Below are 20269 nucleotides of genomic sequence, written 5' to 3' on the forward strand. Positions count from 1 at the left end.
CAAAAATTCATCAAAACCAAATCTAAATTCGAAATACAAAGTTGATACCGTTACATGGATTGATAAAAAACAGAAACAGAGCTATTCCAATTGCAATTTATCAACCTAAAGAAATAAAACAATCAAATCATATTCCAATAATATTTAGTCATGGTTATGGAGAAAATCAAGGTGGTGACTATTTAAAGTATGCCTATTTAACTGAATTTCTAGCTTCAAAAGGCTATTTTGTAGTGAGTATTCAACACGAATTGCCTACCGATGAACTTTTGGCTATGACCGGAAAACTGCAAGAAACCCGAAAACCTAATTGGGAACGAGGTGCTGAAAATATCTATTTTGCGTTGAATCAAATGAAAAAAAAATATCCATCACTTGATTATAATAAACTAAATTTAATTGGTCATTCTAACGGTGGCGATATGTCGGTTTTGTTTGCTCATTTGTATCCAGAACTTGTAGCAAAAATCATTTCGATGGATAACCGTAGAATGAAACTTCCTAGAACTGCAAAGCCAAAAGTTTTTACACTTCGATCTAATGATTATCCTGCAGACGATGGCGTTTTGCCTACTAATGAAGAAATTGAGAAATTTGACATCACAATTCAATTCACCAACATAAACCACAGCAATATGGATAGTGATGCAACTGAAGAAGAACGGAAGTATATTAATTCTAAAATATTGGATTATTTAAACAATTAAACTTTATCTAAATGACTAAACAACTACTGATTTACATATTTATTACCACTTTATTTGTTAGTTCTTGCAAAGAAAACAAACCCGAAACCGAAGTAAAAAATGAACCTAATACAAACTTAAAAAGCGAAATTGAGAAAATCATTTCAACAAAAAAAGCTGATATTGGCATTTCTATAATTCATTCTGAAAATGAAGAAATAGTTGAAATTAACGGAGATAAACACTATCCTATGTTGAGTACCGTAAAATTTCCAATTGCTTTGGCTATTTTATCTAAAATTGAAAAAGGTGAATTAAAGATGAGCCAAGAAATCTTCATCAAAAAAGAAGAATTGCTACAAAATACGTGGAGTCCATTTAGAGAAAAATTTCCCGAAGGAAACATAACTATTTCTTTGGAAGAAGCATTGAATTGGATGGTGATTTACAGCGATAACAACATAACCGACATTTTACTCCGTTTAATTGATGGAACAAAAAGTGTTGAAAAAACAGTGAATGACAATCGATTCATCATTAAAAACAATGAAGAAGATATGCACAAAAATTGGGAATCGCAGTTTGTAAACAAAACAACTCCAACTGCATTTGCACAACTTTTGAAAAATTTTTCAGAAGAAAAAATAGTAAATAAAGCAAATACAGAATGGCTTTATCAATCAATGGTAAACAGCGAAAACGGCTTAAAACGACTAAAAGGAAAACTACCGAATGTAAAAATTGCTCAACGTGCCGGAACATCGTTTACAAATGAACAAGGAATCACAGGTGCAATCAATAACATCGGAATTATCGAACTACCAAATAAACAAAAAATTTACATTGCTGTTTTTGTGCACAACACTACCGAAGAATTTAGTAAAGGAGAAGAAATTATTGCTGATATTGCCAAGGTTACTTGGGATTATTATATTGAAAAAAACGGAAAATAGGTTTAAGGAAATATAAAAAAAAGAGCGATGACTTTTATTTTCATCGCTCTTTTTATATTATTTAAAATTAAATTACACTCTAACAACGCTTGCACCAATAGCTCTTAATCGTTCGTCAATTCGCTCGTAACCTCTATCAATTTGTTCTATGTTTTGAATTGTACTTGTTCCTTTTGCGGATAAAGCGGCAATTAACAACGAAATTCCGGCACGAATATCCGGTGAAGACATCGTTGTAGCTTTTAGTTGCGATTGAAAATTATGTCCGATTACAATGGCACGGTGCGGATCACAAAGAATGATTTTTGCACCCATGTCAATTAATTTATCTACAAAGAATAAACGGCTTTCAAACATTTTTTGGTGAATCAATACTTCGCCTTTTGCTTGCGTAGCAACCACAAGAACAATACTCAATAAATCAGGCGTAAATCCTGGCCATGGAGCATCAGCAACGGTTAGAATAGAACCATCGATATCTTTTTTAATTTCATAACCATCTTTATGTTCAGGAATATAAATATCATCACCACGACGTTCGATCGTGATTCCTAATTTTCTAAAAACAGATGGAATGACACCTAAATTATCCCAACTCACATTTTTGATGGTGATTTCGCTTCTGGTCATCGCAGCTAAACCAATCCAACTTCCAATTTCAATCATATCAGGAAGAATTCTGTGCGTGCATCCGCCTAAACTTTCAACACCTTCGATGTTTAATAAATTTGAACCAACACCGGTTATCTTTGCTCCCATCGAATTTAGCATACCACACAATTGCTGCAAATAAGGTTCACAAGCAGCATTATAAATTGTTGTTGTTCCTTCCGCCAAAACAGAAGCCATTACAATATTAGCTGTTCCTGTAACGGAAGCTTCATCCAAAAGCATATAAGCTCCTTTTAAACGACCTTCGATTTCCACACCATAAAAATGGTCTTCTCTGTTGTAACGGAATTTTGCTCCTAAATTGATGAATCCTTCAAAGTGTGTATCTAATCGTCTTCTTCCAATTTTATCGCCGCCTGGTTTAGGAATATAACCTTTTCCGAAACGAGCCAAAAGTGGACCAACAATCATGATAGAACCACGTAACGAACCTCCTTCTTTTTTAAATGCTTCGGTTTCGAGATAACCTACATTTACTTCATCTGCTTGAAACGTAATGGAACCCGGTCCGTTTTTTTGCATTTTTACACCTAAGTTTCCTAAAAGTGTAATTAATTTATTGACATCCAAAATATCCGGAATGTTATTAATCGTAACCTTTTCAGAGGTTAGCAATACCGTACATAAAATTTGTAATGCTTCGTTTTTTGCTCCTTGCGGATGAATTTCTCCTTTAAGACGATGACCGCCTTCTATTTTGAATGTTCCCATATTCGTTTCTAGCGATTATTTCTGATTGTTATTTTTATACGGTTTTGCCTTTATGTTTTTATTATTTTTCTTAATCAAAGGATTTTTTTGAATAAGCGGCATATTTTTATTGGAAACCTTTTTATTGGTTCGCATCAAATCGGATGTATTCAATAACTCTTCTGAACTTTGATGCAAATCAATTCTTCCGCCGGAAAGTTCTAATAAATGATCAAAAATTGCCTTATCATCAACGGTATCTTTATTCCAACTTAGATAGGATTTTTTCATGTGGTTGGCAATCACTTTGATGAGAGCCGATTTCAACTCGCTATCTTCCCAACTGTTTGCCACATCAATCATATATTTGATGTTATTTCCGTAGAATCGATACTTCGGAAATTTTTGAGGATAACCCAATCGCTCCGGTTTCAGGTTGATAACTTCACGGGTTGGAATTGGATACGGACTATCAACCTCTAATTTAAAATTAGACATGATGAAGAGTTGATCCCATAATTTATGCTGAAAATCAAGCACATCACGCAAGTGTGGATTCAAACTTCCCATAACTTTGATGATATATCGAGCGGCTTTGTTACGCTCTTCCCTATCTTCAATAATAGTAGCTTGATCAATCAATTTTTGCAAATGACGGCCGTACTCAGGAATCATCAAATGAGGACGCTCGGCATTATATTCTAAAACATGCACAATATCATGTGCCTTTTCATTGTGAGTCATTTTTGTCTTTTTTAGAGCGAAATTATACCTTCTACAGTAGAAACTTCTTGGTATTTTGCCACTACATGTTCCGGACTTTCCATGTTTACATTAACTGAAACACTTGTAAATTTACCGGTTTTTGATTGTACGGTGTTAATCACTGCACCCATGTTGTTAAACGCTTCTTCCACCGCTTTTATTTTTGAAGTGTCGGTTGGAACAATAAATTTATAAAGGTAAATGGAAGGCCAATTTGAAGTAGTTCGTAATTCTTCTTTCAGTCTTTCATAAAATTCTTCCGTATTCTTATCCATAACATTTTTATTATAGGCAAATATACAGTATTGATTTTAGATTTTAGAAAATTGAAATTGAATTTTAATGATATTTGAACGTGAATAAAACCTTCATTACTATGAAATTAAAAAATAGCCGATAATTTTTCTGAACAAAATAGCATCAAAAGATTGAAAAATACTCAAAAGTTTGTTTTTAAGCTTACTATTTTTCTAAATTTACCGACTTATTGAATACAAGTGAATAAAGAAATTATAGTTATTACCGGTGGTCCCGGAACAGGAAAAACAACAATTATTAACGGTTTAATTGAAAAAAGCTACACTTGTTTTCCTGAAATTTCCAGAGAAATTATTAACGATGCCCGAAAACAGGGAATTGAGCAATTATTTTTGGAAAAACCATTATTGTTTAGCGAATTGTTATTGGAAGGAAGAAAAAAACAATACATTCAAGCAAAAGAACATTCAGAAAACTTAATTTTTTTAGATCGTGGTATTCCTGATATTTTAGCTTATATGCATTATATCGGAGATAGTTATCCTTCTTTTTTTGATGAAGAATGTCGTACAAATAAATACACAAAAGTCTTTCTTTTACCACCTTGGCAAGAAATTTATCAATCGGATGAAGAACGTTATGAAAACTTTGAACAGGCTAAACTCATCTACAATCATTTAAAAGAAACCTACGAAAAATATGGCTATGAACTCATAGAAGTTCCAATGGATCACCAAGATAACAGAATTCTTTTTATCTTAGATGCCATATCGCGATAAAAAATGATAAAAGCCGAAGATATTTTAAAAAAATATTGGGGATTTGATGAATTTCGAACACCTCAAAAAGAAATTATAAACGCCGTTCTATCCGGATCTGATTCATTTGGTTTAATGCCCACCGGCGGAGGAAAATCAATCTGTTTTCAAGTTCCGGCTTTAATGAAAGACGGAATATGTCTGGTAATTTCTCCCTTGATTGCATTGATGAAAGATCAAGTAGAAAACCTTTCCAAAAGAGATATAAAAGCACTGGCCTTAACGGGAGGAATTTCTACCGACGAAACTATCACATTGTTAGATAATTGTTTATACGGAAACTACAAATTTTTATACCTCTCACCCGAACGATTAGAACAAGATTGGGTTTTAGAAAAAATAAAAAACCTTCCACTAAATTTAATAGCTATTGATGAAGCTCATTGTGTTTCGCAATGGGGTCACGATTTTCGTCCGTCTTACTTAAAAATCGGACAATTAAAAAGTTTCTTTCCGGCAGTTCCTTTTTTGGCTTCAACGGCTTCGGCTACCGAAAGAGTAAAAAAAGACATCATTGAGCAATTAAAATTAGAAAATCCGGCTGTTTTTCAAAAATCATTTGCACGAGAGAATATTGCCTACATGGTTATTGAAACGGAAGATAAATTATATAAGATTGAACAAATTCTGAACAAAAATCCGGAATCATCCATTATATATGTGCGAAACCGAAAATCTTGTTTTGATGTATCGAATCAATTGCAGCAAATGGGTTTTAAAGCCGCTTTTTATCACGGTGGTTTGCCGATGAAAGAAAAGACAAAAAACATGGATTTGTGGATGTCTGAAAAAGTGCAAGTCATGGTAGCAACCAATGCGTTTGGAATGGGAATTGACAAAGCCAATGTTCGAACTGTCATTCATATTCAACTGCCGGAAAACATTGAAAACTATTATCAAGAAGCCGGTCGTGCCGGTAGAAATGGACAAAAATCGTATGCAGTGTTATTGGTTGGCCCTGGCGATGTAATTTCAGCAAGAGGACAATTCATTTCTGGTTTGCCCGATAAAGAATTTCTGAAAACAGTTTATATTAAATTGTGTAATTATTTTCAAATTGCTTATGGTGAAGGAATTAATGAAGAATTTCCGTTTAATTTGAATCATTTTTGTTCACAATATAATTTTCCCATCATAAAAACGTATTCGGGTTTGCAATTTTTAGACCGACAAGGAATCATCAGTTTTACGCAGGAATATTCAGAAAAAATTAATTTACAATTCATTATTGAAAGCAAAGAAGTGATTCGATACATCAGCTTAAATCCTTCTGAAGAGGAAATCATTTTAGCTTTTTTACGAACGTATCCAGGCATTTATGAATACCAAACAGCTGTAAATCTTTCACTTATTGCACGAAAAAGCAATAGTTCCGAAGATCAGGTTGAGCAAGTTTTAAATCGTCTAAAAGAAAAAGGTATTGTTGATTATATTGCCAAAAATAATGATGCGATAATTACTTTTAATGAAGTTAGAGAAGACGAACGCACAATTAATCGAGTTTCAAAATATTTAGAAAAGCAAAACGATTTAAAAAAGGAACAAATCGAAGAGGTTTTTCATTACATTACTAATAATGAAATTTGCAAAAGTCGTTTTATATTAGAATATTTTGGCGAAAAAAATACAACCAATTGCGGAATTTGCTCCTATTGCATTTCCAAAAAAGAAAAAAACAAAAATTCAAATCAGCTTAGTCAATTGATTCTGAATAAGATTTCCGAAAAACCATATTCTTCTCGTGAACTGGAAAAATTAATTGATTGTAAAGAGCAGGAACTTATCTTTGCATTACAAGAACTGTTGGATGAAGAAAAAATAATTATTCTTCCCAATAATAAATACACAAAAGCATAGCATGGAAAAATTACGCATCGTTTTTATGGGAACACCCGATTTTGCGGTTGGAATTTTAGACACAATCTTATCTAACAATTATAATGTTGTTGGCGTAATCACTGCTCCCGATAAACCCGCCGGAAGAGGTCAGAAAATAAACACTTCTGCCGTAAAAGACTATGCTTTGGAAAAAGGAGTAAAAATTCTACAACCAACCAATTTAAAAGACGAAGCTTTTTTAAGCGAATTAAAAAGTCTTGATGCCAATTGTCAAGTGGTTGTTGCTTTTAGAATGTTGCCGGAAGTAGTTTGGAAAATGCCAAAATTTGGAACTTTCAATTTACATGCTTCCCTCCTACCAAATTACAGAGGAGCTGCTCCTATTAATTGGGCAATTATTAATGGTGAAACCAAAACCGGAGTAACCACTTTTTTTATTGATGATAAAATTGATACCGGAGCCATTATCCATTCAGCCGAAACGCCAATTGAACCAACTGAAAATGTGGGTCAATTACACGATAGATTAATGATTTTAGGTAGTACAACTGTTATTGAAACATTGAAAGCTATTGAAAACGGAACGGTGCAAACAACTTTACAAACCGATTCACCCGAAATAAAAACAGCTTATAAACTCAACCGAGACAATTGTAAAATTGACTGGACAAAATCCGGAGAAGAAATTTTTAATCTAATTCGAGGTTTGAGTCCGTATCCGGTAGCTTGGAACTTAATACAAGACGGAGAACAAGAATGGAACGTAAAAATCTATGAAGCTTCTTTTGAAAAAGAAAATCATTCTCTTGCAATAGGAACTATTGTTTCTACCAAAAAAGAAATGAAAATCGCTGTATCGGATGGTTTTATTCACATTTTATCTATTCAATTCCCCGGAAAAAAGAAAATGACTGTTCAGGAATTGCTTAATGGAATGAAATTTTCTTCCACTGCAATGGCTCTTTAGGTACTGAAAACACTCAAAAAAGGGTAAAATACCGACGAATAACATAGCTTTATCAACAATACAGCCCAAGTTATCAACAAATGCGACGAAAACTCACGAAAACACTTGTATAGTAAGGAAATCCTATTAAATTTGTTTTAATTAACTTTATGTTTAACCAACAATTAATAACTATTATTATGAACAAATCAGAATTAATCGATGCTATTGCTGCAGACGCAGGTATCACTAAAGCAGCTGCTAAATTAGCTTTAGAATCATTTTTAGGAAACGTAGGTGCTACTTTGAAAAAAGGTGGAAGAGTTTCTTTAGTAGGTTTCGGATCATGGTCAGTTTCTAAAAGAGCTGCAAGAGATGGTAGAAACCCACAAACAGGAAAAACTATCAAAATTGCTGCTAAGAATGTTGTTAAATTCAAAGCTGGTGCTGAATTAGAAGGTACTGTAAACTAGTCTAATTGATTTGATATAAAGAAAAGTCTTCCATTTTGGGAGACTTTTTTTTATAGTTTTTCTTGAAATATTTGGATAATTAAAAATAAATTTGTTAAATTTAACTAAAAATTGCAAGGATATGATTTCAGAAAAACTCAAAAAAGGTCATTTACTCATTGCAGAACCATCTATTTTAGGTGATTTATCATTTAATAGGTCTGTTATTTTATTGGCTGATCACAACGATGAAGGTTCGGTTGGATTTATTCTTAACAAACCGTTAGAATACACTTTAATGGATTTGGTTCCTGAAATTGAATCGTCTTTTACAATATACAACGGAGGTCCGGTTGAACAAGATAATTTATATTTTATTCATAGCATTCCTGATTTAATTCCAGATAGCATTGAAATTTCGAACGGAATTTATTGGGGCGGTGATTTTGAAAAAACCCGTGATTTGATTAATAGTGGAGAAATCAACAAAGATAATATTCGCTTTTTCTTAGGATACACCGGTTGGGATGCCAATCAATTGGAAACTGAAATGAATTCTAATTCATGGATTTTAATTGAAAACAGTTACAAACAAAACATTCTTCAAAAGTCATCTTCCAATTTTTGGAAAGAAAAAATCATGGAATTAGGTGGAGAATACCTAATTTGGTCAAACGCACCGGAAAATCCGATGTTGAATTAATTGATTTCTGCTAACTGATTTACTTTTTCCAATAAAATTTTGGACCAGTTTATTGCAAATTCTTTTTTGCGGTATTTTGTGATGGGTTGAATTCCTTGAATCATATTGGTAATAAAAAGCTCGTCTGCTTTTTGCAAATCAAAAGGAGAAATTTGTTCTTCTGAAACTTCTAATCCTTCTACTTTTTTTGCTAAAGCTAAAACTTGTTTTCGCATGATTCCGTTCAAGCATCCTTCAGAAAGTGGTGGAGTAATCAATCGGTTTCCGGCAATCATAAAAAAATTACCATTCAAAGCTTCTACTACATTTTTTTCTTCATTGAGTAAAAGACAATTTTGATAACCATTTTCATCAGCAAAAATACTTCCTACTGTGTTGATTAATCTATTGGTAGATTTGATTGTTGAAAGTAATTGTTTTGTAATGTAGAAATCTTTATACAATTCAACTTCATACGATTCTTCCTTTAATGTATAAGCTTTATTGTCCAGTCTTGATGATGTGATTAAAAAAGATACATTTCTATCAGTTGGTAAATAAAACCCTCCGTTATTTCTAAAAACGGTGAAACGAACACGACAAGAATCTGAACACGAATTTTTGGATGCCAATTCCAAAATCAGTTGTTCTAAATTTTCTAACGTAAAGTTCATTGGAATTTGCATTCGAATAATTCGCATAGAAGCCATTAATCGAAAGTAATGATCTTCCATAAACAAAACTTTTCCGTTTACTACTTTAAGTGTTTCAAATACAGCATCACCGTAGAGAAAAGCTCTGTTCTGACTTAATACTGACTCCTGTTCTACTAAATTTCCGTTGAGATTAACCATAAAAAAAGCCCTGATTTTACAGGGCAAATATACGTTTATTCCATTAAATTACACCGAACCAATAACGTGCTTTAAATCAGATATTTGATTTTCCCATAATAATTTAGATTCGCTTAATTCATCTTCAAGGGCAAAATCAACCACCACTAAAGAAACGTCTTTTGTGATTTCATCTTCCATTATTCTCAATTCAAAAAAATAATCGGTGTCTTTATCTTGATCATCCAACCATTTAAATTTTATTCTTTCATTTGTTTTTTTGGAAGCTAATCGAGCTTTTTCCATCGTATCATCCCAAATGAAAGTAAAAAATTCACCTCTAGAATTCACATTATCAGCAAACCACTCAGACAAACCTGATGGGGTTGAGATATATTGATAAAGCAACTGTGGTGATGAGTTTAAAGGAAACTCTATTTCGTATCGTACTTTTGTATCCATTCTTAGTATTTTGTGGCAATATATTGAATATTACTTCAAAAAAAAAGCGTTTTTTAAAATAAAAATATTTTATCATTTTATGTTTGGAAGGTTTAGTATTATTTATATATTTGCACCCGCATTACCGCAGTGGTAATATATAAATTTGGCGAGATAGCTCAGTTGGTTAGAGCGTTGGATTCATATCCGCCCAGGCGGACCCGAGTTCAACAAAAAAATATAAATGGCGAGATAGCTCAGTTGGTTAGAGCGTTGGATTCATAACCCAAAGGTCCCGAGTTCAAATCTCGGTCTCGCTACAAAAGTCCCTGAAAATTCAGGGACTTTTTTTATATTTACTATATGGAATTTATTGTTTACATATTATATTCTGAAAAATTTGATAAAACCTATGTTGGCTTTACTTCATCATTAATTGAAAGATTTAAAAGCCATAATGAATTAGCTACTAAAGGATTTACAATAAAATTTAGACCGTGGAAAGTAGTCTATTTGGAAGTCTACAATTCTAAAACTGAGGCTATGAATCGAGAAAAATGGTTCAAAACTGGAAACGGAAGAATTTTTATTAAAAATTTAAAATCCAACAACTTCTTTTAATTTAAAAATATGGCGAGATAGCTCAGTTGGTTAGAGCGTTGGATTCATATCCGCCCAGGCGGACACTAGTTCAAATCTCGGTCTCGCTACAAGATTATTACTTTGAAATTAAACGGATTAAGAACCTTAATCCGTTTTTTTATGTCTTCAATTTTATTACTATTACAGATAGTTCATCTAAATGCTTTTAATATTTATTATATCTGTTTTTACAATTCATACCTTTTAAAAATTTCTATTTTTAAACCTCTATGATAATTTCTTACTCGCTTGTCTTTATTTAAAATCACTTTATTAAAAAATAAATTATACCCAATAGATTATGTTTTAAAATAATCAATATTAATTAGGTATAAACAATTCTATAACATATATTAATTTAAAAACAAATTGTAAGTTTTTTACATATATTAATTTACATTTAATGCATTTCATCGATTAATTTATGCATTTCATCGATTAATTAAAATTACATTATTACTTTTGGTTCGTCAAAAATTCAATTAAAAAAAGTAATAGCTAAATTTAGTAATTATGAAAACTACTCAATTTAATAATGTAAAAAAAGGATGCCTATTTGTCCTCCTGTTTTCTACAATGTTAAGTTTTTCACAGGTTTTACTCAAAAACCAAGGATTTGAAGGAAGTACTTCTGATAATCTCAGTTATTCTGTTTCATCCTCTTCATATGTTACCGTATCAACTACAACTGCAATGAGCGGAACAAGATCATTACGATTTTCGGGCTCTTCAAACAATTCTAGCAACGTTGTTTTTGAAAATGTTTCATTATCAAATTACACCAATGCCCAAGTTTCCATTGCATTTGCTGCGACAGGTGTGGATGATGATGAAGATTTATTTATTGATTTTTCATATAATAATGGCTCTACTTATACAACCACCATTCAACTTATTGATGGTAATAACGGTGGAAGCGGTCAAAATTTAGTTTTTGGAACAGGCGATTCCGCTCCGGGTCAACCTAATAATCCTTACTTTTTTAATATCCCAAATAATAATTCGAGCGTTAGAATTAGAGTTAGAGCTACAAATCTTGATTCTAGTGAATTTTTTTATATCGATAATATAACAATTACCGCAATGGTAGATACCGATGGTGATGGTATCGAAGATAATGCGGATTTGGATTCAGACAACGACGGAATTTTAGATTCCATCGAATGTGAATCCTGCTTTACCGACTTTTTTACTAACGGTGATTTTGAAAACCCTGCTATTGCCGCTTCAAGCTACTCTATTCTGCCAACTAACAGTGTTCCCGGATGGCAAACCAGTGCCGAAAACTTTATTGAAATTTGGAGTTCCGGTTTCAATGGTGTGACAGCTGCTTCGGGAAATCAATTTGCCGAATTGAATGCGAATGTTCCCGGAATTTTATATCAATCTTTCTGTTTAAATGGTGCCGGAGGAACAATCAATTGGTCTATTAAACACCGTGGAAGATCGGGAGTAGATCAAGCTTTTGTGAAATTTGGCCCCACATTATCTGCCGCATTAGCTTCAGCTCCTATTGCAACAATGGTAGACGGAAATACTGCATGGGGAACATATTCAGGTGTATATACTATCCCGGAAGGACAAACACAAATTATTCTTACTTTTCAAGCAGGATATACAGCATCAGGAAGTCAATCGATTGGAAATTTTATTGATGATGTTAGAATAACAATCAACCAAGCCTGTGTTGACACAGATAAAGACGGCATACCTGATTATTTAGATTTAGATTCAGATAATGACGGAATTCCGGATATTGAAGAAGCTGGTTTTAAATACATGAGTAATCAAAAATCTACTTTCGATTTAACCAATTCTTCACTATGGAAAGATGATAACAAAAATGGTTTAAACGATTATATTGAAACATTAATCTCAGGTGGAAACTATTCCATTCCGGACACAGACGGCGATTCTGTTTCCGATTATCTTGATTTAGACAGTGATAACGATTCGCTTTTTGATGTTGACGAAGCAGGTTTACTTAACGGTGATGGCGACATTAATGGTGATGGAACCGGAGACGGTGCAGACAGTGATGGCGATGGAATTTTAGACCTATATGATAATTCAACTTCGTTCGGAACTGTTGGAAGAGCTTATGCTCAAGATAACGATTCAAACGGAGTGAGTGATTATCTTCAATTAGACTCAAATTCTGATGGTGTTTTTGATATTCAATCGGGATTGTATGCTCATTTAGATACAAATAATGATGGAAAAATTGATGGTTCTGCCGATTTAGATAAAGATGGAATTATTGATAGTTTCGATACTAATACTTCAAATTTCGGTTCTCCAAGAGACTTAAACAGAAAATTGTTTTTAGATTTTGATGGCAGAAACGATTATGCTCAAGGTTCAGCTGTTCTGGGTGGATTATCACAAGCGTCTATTATGGCATGGATAAACCTAACTGCTCCTTACAATTCAACCGGAATAGTAGTGGGTCAAAACAAATTTTATATTCGAGTAAATAGTAGCCGAAGACTGCAAGTGGTGTTAAACGGAAGTACTATTTCATACAATACAGCATTGGTTGCCTCCAGATGGTATCATGTGGCAGCAACGCTTGGTGATGGTTACTTAAAAATATATGTTAATGGAAATAAAGTCATCACTCATGCTACAGATAGTTCAATTAATGCAGACACTACGCCATTAACGCTAGGTAAAAACCCTAATTCAAATACCAACTTCTTCAAAGGAAAAATTGATGAAGTGAGGATTTTCAACACCAATCTAACAGCTCAACAAGTGCAAAGAATGGTGTATCAGGAAATTGAAAATAATAATGGTCAAGTGAGAGGAGCAATTGTTCCTAAAAACATAGAAGATTTACCGTTTGCCAACTTGCTTCGATATTACAGAATGGATGTTTATAAGGATGATATCATTGATGATTTAAGTACGCCTGGCTTTGATACCGAAAACGGAATGAAAATTTACAATCATAAAAACATTGTGAATCAACAAGCTCCAATGCCATTTGTAACAAGACAAGCAGGTAATTTTAATGCTGCTGTTAATCATCCTGATAATGAAGTGCGAGGTTTAGATATGATGGACTCTAACTATTCCATTATTCAAGTAAAACACGATATTACTGAAACATCGAATATTACTACTGTTGGATTAATTGTTGATCCGAACGTAAAAATTACCATGAACAATGATACTAAACTTCAAAATGATTGGTATCTGAAATTAGATGGGAAAATTGATTTAGAAGACCGTTCACAACTTATCCAAACGGTAAATAGTGAATTAGCCCCTACAAGTACTGGTAATGTGGAACGCGATCAGCAAGGTCAAAGCAATAAATTCAATTATAACTATTGGTCGTCTCCGGTGAGTTCTATCAATAATTCAACCATAAACCATGGTTACACTGTTGCCGGAGTTATGAAAGACGGAACAAACCCTGACAATCCAACAAATATCGCTTGGATGAGCAGTACAAATAATCCGTTAACGAGTAACCCGATTACGTTGAGTAGCTATTGGATTTATAAATTCCAAAACCTAACGCCAATCTATGCCAATTGGGCAACTGTTGGTCAAAACGGAGCTTTATTAGCGGGTCAAGGCTTTACCTTAAAAGGAAGTGGTGCTGCTTCTGCTACACAAAATTTCACTTTTATCGGTAAACCAAACAATGGAGAAATCACAAGTTATGTTTCTGCCAACAATTTAAATTTATCCGGAAATCCATACCCATCGGCTTTAGATGCAAATGAATTTATTAGTCAAAATTTAGGTTCAATCAACGGAACATTGTATATCTGGGAACATTTTTCAACCAACAATACACACACTTTGTCCGGTTATCAAGGTGGTTATGCTACACGTAATTTAGTGGGCGGAACAGCTCCCGTTTCTCCTTCCGGAATTAGCGGATTAGGTTCCAGCACAAGAATCCCCGGAAGATTTATTCCGGTTGGGCAAGGTTTCTTTGTGAGAGGAAATACAACAGGTGGAAGCTTTGTTTTCAACAACAGTCAACGTTTGTTCATCAAAGAAAGCAATACCAATTCAAGTGTTCTTTTCAGATCAAGTGAAAATCAAACAACTAGTGATGATGATATTGAATATGGAGCAGATAACAACCAAGAAGACGAATATACTGAAGATGAATTCATCAAAATCAGAATTGGTTTTAATTCGTATAATAATTTCCACAGACAATTGTTGATTGGTTTTATGGATGAATTGGCAACCGAAGATATTGATTTAGGATATGATGCTATTCACATTGACAACCAACAAAATGACATGTACTTTTTAAATAATGGTGTAAAACTGATTATTCAAGGTGCTTCGTATTTTGATGTTAATAAAGTTTATCCGTTGGGAATAAAAACGTATGCTGCCGGAAATGTTCAGTTTACATTGGATGGAACCGAAAATGTGGATGAAGCAACAGATATTTTTATTCATGACAAAACAACCGGATTATATCATTCGATTAAAAACGAACATTTTACTATTGAATTACCGCAAGGAGAAATTCACGACCGCTTTGAATTAACGTTCAACAACGGAACCTTATCTACAGGTGAACATAACTTGGATAGTGAAATTGCGGTTGCCTTTACCAATGCCCAAAATCTACTAACGATAAAAAATAACTTAACCGATGTAACTGTGGAAACAGTGAGCATCTTTACGATCCTGGGTCAGACCCTTGCCACTTGGAATGTTGAAAACCAAACCCAAACCAACATTTCGCTACCGGTGAGCAACGTGAGTACTGGCACCTACATTGTTCGTGTGCAAACAAATGCCGGAACAATTAGCAAAAAAATCATTATTAAATAGGGTTTTGATAATTGATTTTTGACACCGAAAGGCCCCTCGACGTGAGGGGCTTTTCATTTTTATAGGGTTTTGAAAATAATTTGTGTATATTAATTTTTGATGAAAAAACTAGTATATTTGGAAGAATGAAAGTAAAACTTAGCTTTTAATTCTTTTTAGAAAAAATTATAACTAAAAAAATTTCTTTAAAAATAATCAAATTATAAAAACTATAAATATGAATAAAAAAATTACAATTTTAATTCTTCTTGTATCATTTCAGATTAGTGCCCAATGTTGGACTTCAACTGCTTCGGGATGGAGACATACTATTGGAATAAAAAGTGATGGCACACTTTGGGCATGGGGGGTTAACCATAAAGGACAATTGGGTGATGGAACAAATACTAACAGAACAATTCCTGTCCAAATTGGGTTAGATACCAATTGGCAATCTGTTTCTGCTTCAGAATATCAATCTGCAGGTATAAAATCAGATGGGACATTATGGACTTGGGGATGGAACTTTTATGGTCAGTTAGGGGATGGAACAACAATAGATAAAAATGTTCCAATACAAATCGGAAATGATACTGACTGGAGGTTAATAAGTGTGGGGCTTACTCAAATGAATGCTATCAAAATAGATGGAAGCCTTTGGGCTTGGGGACAAAACCTTAGTGGACTTTTGGGATATGCTACTAATTTAGACAGTTCTACTCCTAATATGGTTGGAAACCAGACAAATTGGAAAATAGCTTCAGCAGGATTAGGGGGAACAATATGTATTAAAACTGATAATACTTTGTGGGGTTGGGGTTCAAATAATTATGGTGAAATTGGTAATGGGACATTTAATAATGTGCCATATCCAACGCAAATTGGTACTGGATCCAATTGGAAAACAGTATCTCTTAGTAACACCCGGTTTACAGTAGCCATCAAAGAGGATGGTACTTTATGGACTTGGGGAAGCAACTATTTTGGACAGTTAGGTAATGGCACTACAACTCATACGAATTATCCAGCTCAAGTAGGATCAGATAATAATTGGGAAAATGCTACTGCAAATGGAGGACATATTTTAGCAACTAAATCAAATGGTCAGCTCTGGTCATGGGGTTTGAATAATTTTGGTCAATTAGGTGATGGCACAACAATTAATAAAAGTACACCACTTCTCATAGGATCTGATAATGATTGGATGTGGGGTAAAGGTGGAGGTAACTTTTCTAATGCTATAAAAGACAACGATCTTTTGTTTTCATGGGGATCTAACAATTATGGAGAATTAGGTGATGGAACAACTCAACAAAATTATTTTCCGCATCAAATATCCTGCACTCCTTTGAGTATAATCGAAATAAATTTTAATGATAACTTCAAAATTTACCCCAATCCTACTAATGAAATATTGAATATCCAAAGTAAATTCAATTTACCCATAAATAAGATCATTATAAGTGACGTGACAAGCAAGATTATTTTGGAACAAACCGACACTAATAAAATAATTAATGTCGGGAATCTAAAAGCAGGGATTTATTTTATAAAAATAGAAGTGTATGAAGGATATTACAGTTCTAAATTTATCAAAATTTAAAAAAAGATGCTAAAAAATACTAATCGAGGCAATGCCTTGTCAAAAAAAATCATCAGATACTTCTAACGAGGTTTATTTTTATCATTTGAATTCTAAGCAACGCCTCCCTCAACCCCTCAAAATTCAATCTTACTTGTAATCCAAACAAAAAACTGTAACAAATTTAAAAATAGCCTACCTATTGTGTACTATTAAAATTTTAAAATGGCACAATGAGTAATAGAAGAAATTGGTTAAAGCAAACAAGTATAGGTATTGTTGGTTTGGGTATTATTCCGTTTGAGGGTTTTGCAATTCCAACAAAAGAAGACATCATTGAAGAAAAAAATGTAGGCCTAATTCGGTTAAGGTCAAACGAAAATCCTTATGGTCCATCAGTATTGGCGAGAAATGCAATGCGTGATAGTATCACTGTCAGCAATCGCTATAATTGGGAATTGTTGGACGAACTAATTGGAAAAATTGCCCAAAAACATACTTTAACTGATCAAAGCATATTATTGGGTGCGGGTTCTTCGGAAATTTTAAATTTAGTTGCTTTGTATTGCTCAAAAAAAACAGGGAATTTAATTATTGCGGAAACTACTTTTGATTATTGGACAGCAACAGCTGAAAATGCAGGTCTTAAAAAAATATCGATTCCTTTAACCGCTGATAAAAAGCACGATCTATCAGCAATGTTAAATGCCATTGACGCTGATACGAGATTGGTTTATATCTGTAATCCTAATAATCCAACGGGAACACTTTGTGCAAGTGAAGCTCTTTTAAATTTTATAAATGAAGCCACAAAAAGAACAAAAGTGTTAGTTGATGAGGCTTACCTGGATTTTACAGACCAACCCTCACTTGCCAATCTTGTAACAGAGAATAAAAACCTAATTATTGTCAGAACCTTTTCAAAAATATATGGTTTAGCAGGTGCACGCATTGGCTATGCAATAGCACATCCGGAAACCATAACGGAAATGAACCAATTACACTTTTCTGCAAGTGGAAGTGTAAGCATACTTTCTGCTTCAGCAGCTTTAGCATCGTTAAAGGACAATAAATTTGTAGCCGAAACAATTTTGCTTAATGCAGAAGCAAGAAAATACACGATTGAACAATTGGAGAAGTTAAAAATACGTTGTATTCCGTCGCATACAAACTTTGTTTATTTTTCATTAGAAAATTATGAAAAAGACTTTTTTGAGCAGTTAAAAAAGAACAATATTCTTGGGACAAAGATTTATGAAGAAAAAGGAAAATGGTCAAGAATTACAATTGGTACAATGGAAGAAATGAAAGAGTTTATTAAAGCGTTAGGGTAAATATAAAAACCTCGTCAGATACTTCTAACGAGGTTTGTTTTTTATATGAATTTTGAAAATCTACATCAACGCCTTCTTCAACTCTTCAAAATCTAATTTTACTTGTTCTCCGGTTTGTAAATTTTTCAATCCAAAACTATTCTCCTTCATTTCCGATTCTCCGGCAATCACGGCAAAAGGAATTCCGCGTTTGTCTGCATGTTGAAATTGTTTAGCGATTTTGGCAGCATCGGGATATAGTTCGACTTTTATTCCGCTACGGCGTAATTTGGAAATGGCTTCCATCGCATAGAAACTTTCTGCATTTCCGTAATTGATAAAAAGTGCTTTGCTGGTGGCAGTCACCGTGTCCGGGAATAAACCTAATTCTTCCAACACCAAATAAATGCGGTCTAAGCCAAACGAAATACCGACACCACTCATATTCTTTAAACCGAAAATTCCGGTCAAATCATCATAACGACCACCACCACCAATGGAACCCATTGCTACTTGCGGAGCGGTAACTTCAAAAATGGCTCCGGTGTAGTAATTTAATCCTCTGGCTAACGTAACATCCAAATCAATTTTTGCTGATTGTAATCCTAATTTTTCTATGGTTTCGCAAATGAATTTTAATTCCTCTACGCCTTTTTTTCCTTCTTCGGATGTGGATAATAAATCATTCAACTTTTCAATTTTCTCAAAAACTGTTCCGATAAACTGAAACAACGGTTGCACTTTTTCGATGGCGGATTCCGAAATTCCTTTTTCAAGCATTTCTTTTTTCACACCTTCCTCGCCTATTTTGTCTAATTTGTCTAAAGCAACCGTAAAATCAATTAATTTATCTTTCGCACCAATTACTTCCGCAATTCCTGACAAAATTTTTCGGTTATTTATTTTGATGGTTGTTCCGCCTAACCCTAATTGCGTAAAAACCGCATCATACAATTGAACCAACTCCACTTCTTGCCACAATGAAGTCGAACCCACCACATCAGCGTCACATTGATAAAACTCTCTGAATCTCCCTTTTTGTGGACGATCGGCTCTCCAAACCGGTTGAATTTGGTATCGCTTAAACGGAAACTCAATTTCATTTTGGTGTTGAACCACGTAACGAGCAAACGGAACGGTTAAGTCGTAACGAAGGGCTTTTTCGGAGATTAAAGGGGTTAATTTATTTGATTTGATTTTTGATAATTTACTAAACTTTATAAAATCAATAAACCTGCTTTGTATTTCTATTTTCTGATTATTATTAAAGTTTTGGAATACTTCTACACTTTCAAAAAAATAATCCATATCAAATACCCGTGACAAAATATATTCTTTATTATCATTAAGAAATTCAACTAACAAATTTTCATATTCATGTAAATAATGATATTCACGAGAACTGTGGAAAGTATTTTTTACACTTAACTCTTCGAAAAAAAATCGAACTGTTTTCCAAGAAGATATATCATTATCTTTTGCATAATCTCTACAATCATTTCTAAAACATTCAAAAAACCTTGTGAAAAAAGAATCAATATACATAACTGATTTTTCATCAATATTCGAAATAGTTTCAATTGCTTTTTCATAATATTCACCAGATTCCAATATCTTAAAAATCAATCGATCACCTTCTTCCCCATATTTTCCCATCAACGTTTCCGAATTTTCAAACGAAGGCGTTTCAATCGGCTGAAATCCAAAAACCTCAAAATGATGTTTCATAATCGAGCTGATGTAATTGCGTTTCGCCACCTCTGCCGGTGAAAAATCTCTGGTTCCTTTGGGTATGCTTGGTTTTTGAGCCATTGTTATATTAATTCTAATGTTGTAAGTTGCATTTTTGCCCGCCTCGGCGGGAGATTCTTATTTCGACTTCGTCATCTTGCAGAAT

17 protein-coding genes and 1 tRNA gene are annotated in these 20269 nt (G+C 33.5%); 12 read left to right on the top strand and 6 right to left on the bottom strand.

What is annotated here, in order from left to right; all coding sequences use genetic code 11:
* The first annotated feature begins 41 nt into the window (after positions 1-41).
* Both M0M57_RS16570 and bla read left to right on the top strand, forming a co-directional pair.
* Positions 42-707: an alpha/beta hydrolase gene (locus tag M0M57_RS16570; RefSeq protein WP_248434210.1), complete on the top strand. Its 666-nt coding sequence runs from the start codon at positions 42-44 to the stop codon at positions 705-707.
* An 11-nt stretch (positions 708-718) separates the two neighbouring features.
* Positions 719-1639: a class A beta-lactamase gene (bla, locus tag M0M57_RS16575; protein ID WP_248434211.1), complete on the top strand. Its 921-nt coding sequence runs from the start codon at positions 719-721 to the stop codon at positions 1637-1639.
* A 72-nt stretch (positions 1640-1711) separates the two neighbouring features.
* Here the strand turns inward: bla and murA are convergent, their stop codons facing one another.
* Genes murA through M0M57_RS16590 form a run of 3 tightly spaced genes read right to left on the bottom strand, consistent with a single transcriptional unit; the run spans position 1712 to position 4041 of the window.
* The gene (murA, locus tag M0M57_RS16580; RefSeq protein WP_248434212.1) at positions 1712-3022 is read right to left on the bottom strand and encodes a UDP-N-acetylglucosamine 1-carboxyvinyltransferase; all 1311 of its coding nucleotides are present in this window, start codon (positions 3020-3022) and stop codon (positions 1712-1714) included.
* Between the two features lie 15 nt (positions 3023-3037).
* On the bottom strand, positions 3038-3745 hold the full coding sequence (locus M0M57_RS16585) for a DUF4290 domain-containing protein (RefSeq protein WP_248434213.1): 708 nt from the start codon (positions 3743-3745) through the stop codon (positions 3038-3040).
* Positions 3746-3756: 11 nt separating this feature from the next.
* Positions 3757-4041, bottom strand: coding sequence for a DUF493 family protein (locus tag M0M57_RS16590; protein WP_248434214.1), 285 nt, complete (start codon positions 4039-4041; stop codon positions 3757-3759).
* Between the two features lie 222 nt (positions 4042-4263).
* Here M0M57_RS16590 and M0M57_RS16595 point away from each other — a divergent pair, with 222 nt between their 5' ends.
* The 5 genes from M0M57_RS16595 to M0M57_RS16615 all read left to right on the top strand — a co-directional run bounded on the left by M0M57_RS16595 (position 4264) and on the right by M0M57_RS16615 (position 8782).
* Positions 4264-4803 carry an AAA family ATPase gene (locus M0M57_RS16595; RefSeq protein ID WP_248434215.1) on the top strand — a complete coding sequence of 180 codons (540 nt, stop codon included), beginning with the start codon at positions 4264-4266 and terminating at the stop codon, positions 4801-4803.
* A gap of 3 nt (positions 4804-4806) precedes the next feature.
* Positions 4807-6699 carry a RecQ family ATP-dependent DNA helicase gene (locus M0M57_RS16600; protein WP_248434216.1) on the top strand — a complete coding sequence of 631 codons (1893 nt, stop codon included), beginning with the start codon at positions 4807-4809 and terminating at the stop codon, positions 6697-6699.
* A gap of 1 nt (position 6700) precedes the next feature.
* On the top strand, positions 6701-7648 hold the full coding sequence (gene fmt, locus M0M57_RS16605; RefSeq protein WP_248434217.1) for a methionyl-tRNA formyltransferase: 948 nt from the start codon (positions 6701-6703) through the stop codon (positions 7646-7648).
* A 179-nt stretch (positions 7649-7827) separates the two neighbouring features.
* Positions 7828-8100, top strand: a complete 273-nt coding sequence (locus M0M57_RS16610) for an HU family DNA-binding protein (protein ID WP_112084759.1) — start codon at positions 7828-7830, stop codon at positions 8098-8100.
* 121 nt (positions 8101-8221) lie between these two features.
* Positions 8222-8782 carry a YqgE/AlgH family protein gene (locus M0M57_RS16615; RefSeq protein WP_248434218.1) on the top strand — a complete coding sequence of 187 codons (561 nt, stop codon included), beginning with the start codon at positions 8222-8224 and terminating at the stop codon, positions 8780-8782.
* Here M0M57_RS16615 and M0M57_RS16620 read toward each other — a convergent pair.
* Positions 8779-9615, bottom strand: coding sequence for an aminotransferase class IV (locus M0M57_RS16620; RefSeq protein ID WP_248434219.1), 837 nt, complete (start codon positions 9613-9615; stop codon positions 8779-8781). The two genes, M0M57_RS16615 and M0M57_RS16620, sit on opposite strands and share 4 nt — an antisense overlap.
* A 48-nt stretch (positions 9616-9663) precedes the next feature.
* Complete coding sequence (locus M0M57_RS16625) at positions 9664-10056, bottom strand: START-like domain-containing protein (protein ID WP_248434220.1); 393 nt, start codon at positions 10054-10056, stop codon at positions 9664-9666.
* 225 nt (positions 10057-10281) lie between these two features.
* Here M0M57_RS16625 and M0M57_RS16630 point away from each other — a divergent pair.
* From M0M57_RS16630 to hisC, 5 genes are all read left to right on the top strand, one after another.
* A tRNA-Met gene (locus M0M57_RS16630) sits at positions 10282-10355 on the top strand.
* Between the two features lie 43 nt (positions 10356-10398).
* Positions 10399-10656: a GIY-YIG nuclease family protein gene (locus tag M0M57_RS16635; RefSeq protein WP_248434221.1), complete on the top strand. Its 258-nt coding sequence runs from the start codon at positions 10399-10401 to the stop codon at positions 10654-10656.
* 534 nt (positions 10657-11190) lie between these two features.
* The gene (locus M0M57_RS16640; protein WP_248434222.1) at positions 11191-15498 is read left to right on the top strand and encodes a LamG-like jellyroll fold domain-containing protein; all 4308 of its coding nucleotides are present in this window, start codon (positions 11191-11193) and stop codon (positions 15496-15498) included.
* Between the two features lie 217 nt (positions 15499-15715).
* A complete protein-coding gene (locus tag M0M57_RS16645) occupies positions 15716-17080 on the top strand; it encodes a T9SS type A sorting domain-containing protein (RefSeq protein WP_248434223.1) in 1365 nt (454 codons plus the stop codon).
* A 212-nt stretch (positions 17081-17292) separates the two neighbouring features.
* On the top strand, positions 17293-18393 hold the full coding sequence (gene hisC, locus M0M57_RS16650) for a histidinol-phosphate transaminase (protein ID WP_248434224.1): 1101 nt from the start codon (positions 17293-17295) through the stop codon (positions 18391-18393).
* A gap of 60 nt (positions 18394-18453) precedes the next feature.
* Here hisC and hisS read toward each other — a convergent pair whose 3' ends face one another.
* Positions 18454-20184: a histidine--tRNA ligase gene (gene hisS / locus M0M57_RS16655; RefSeq protein WP_248434225.1), complete on the bottom strand. Its 1731-nt coding sequence runs from the start codon at positions 20182-20184 to the stop codon at positions 18454-18456.
* Positions 20185-20269: the final 85 nt, after the last annotated feature.

The sequence above is a fragment of the Flavobacterium azooxidireducens genome (genome assembly GCF_023195775.1).
Lineage (GTDB): Bacteria > Bacteroidota > Bacteroidia > Flavobacteriales > Flavobacteriaceae > Flavobacterium > Flavobacterium azooxidireducens.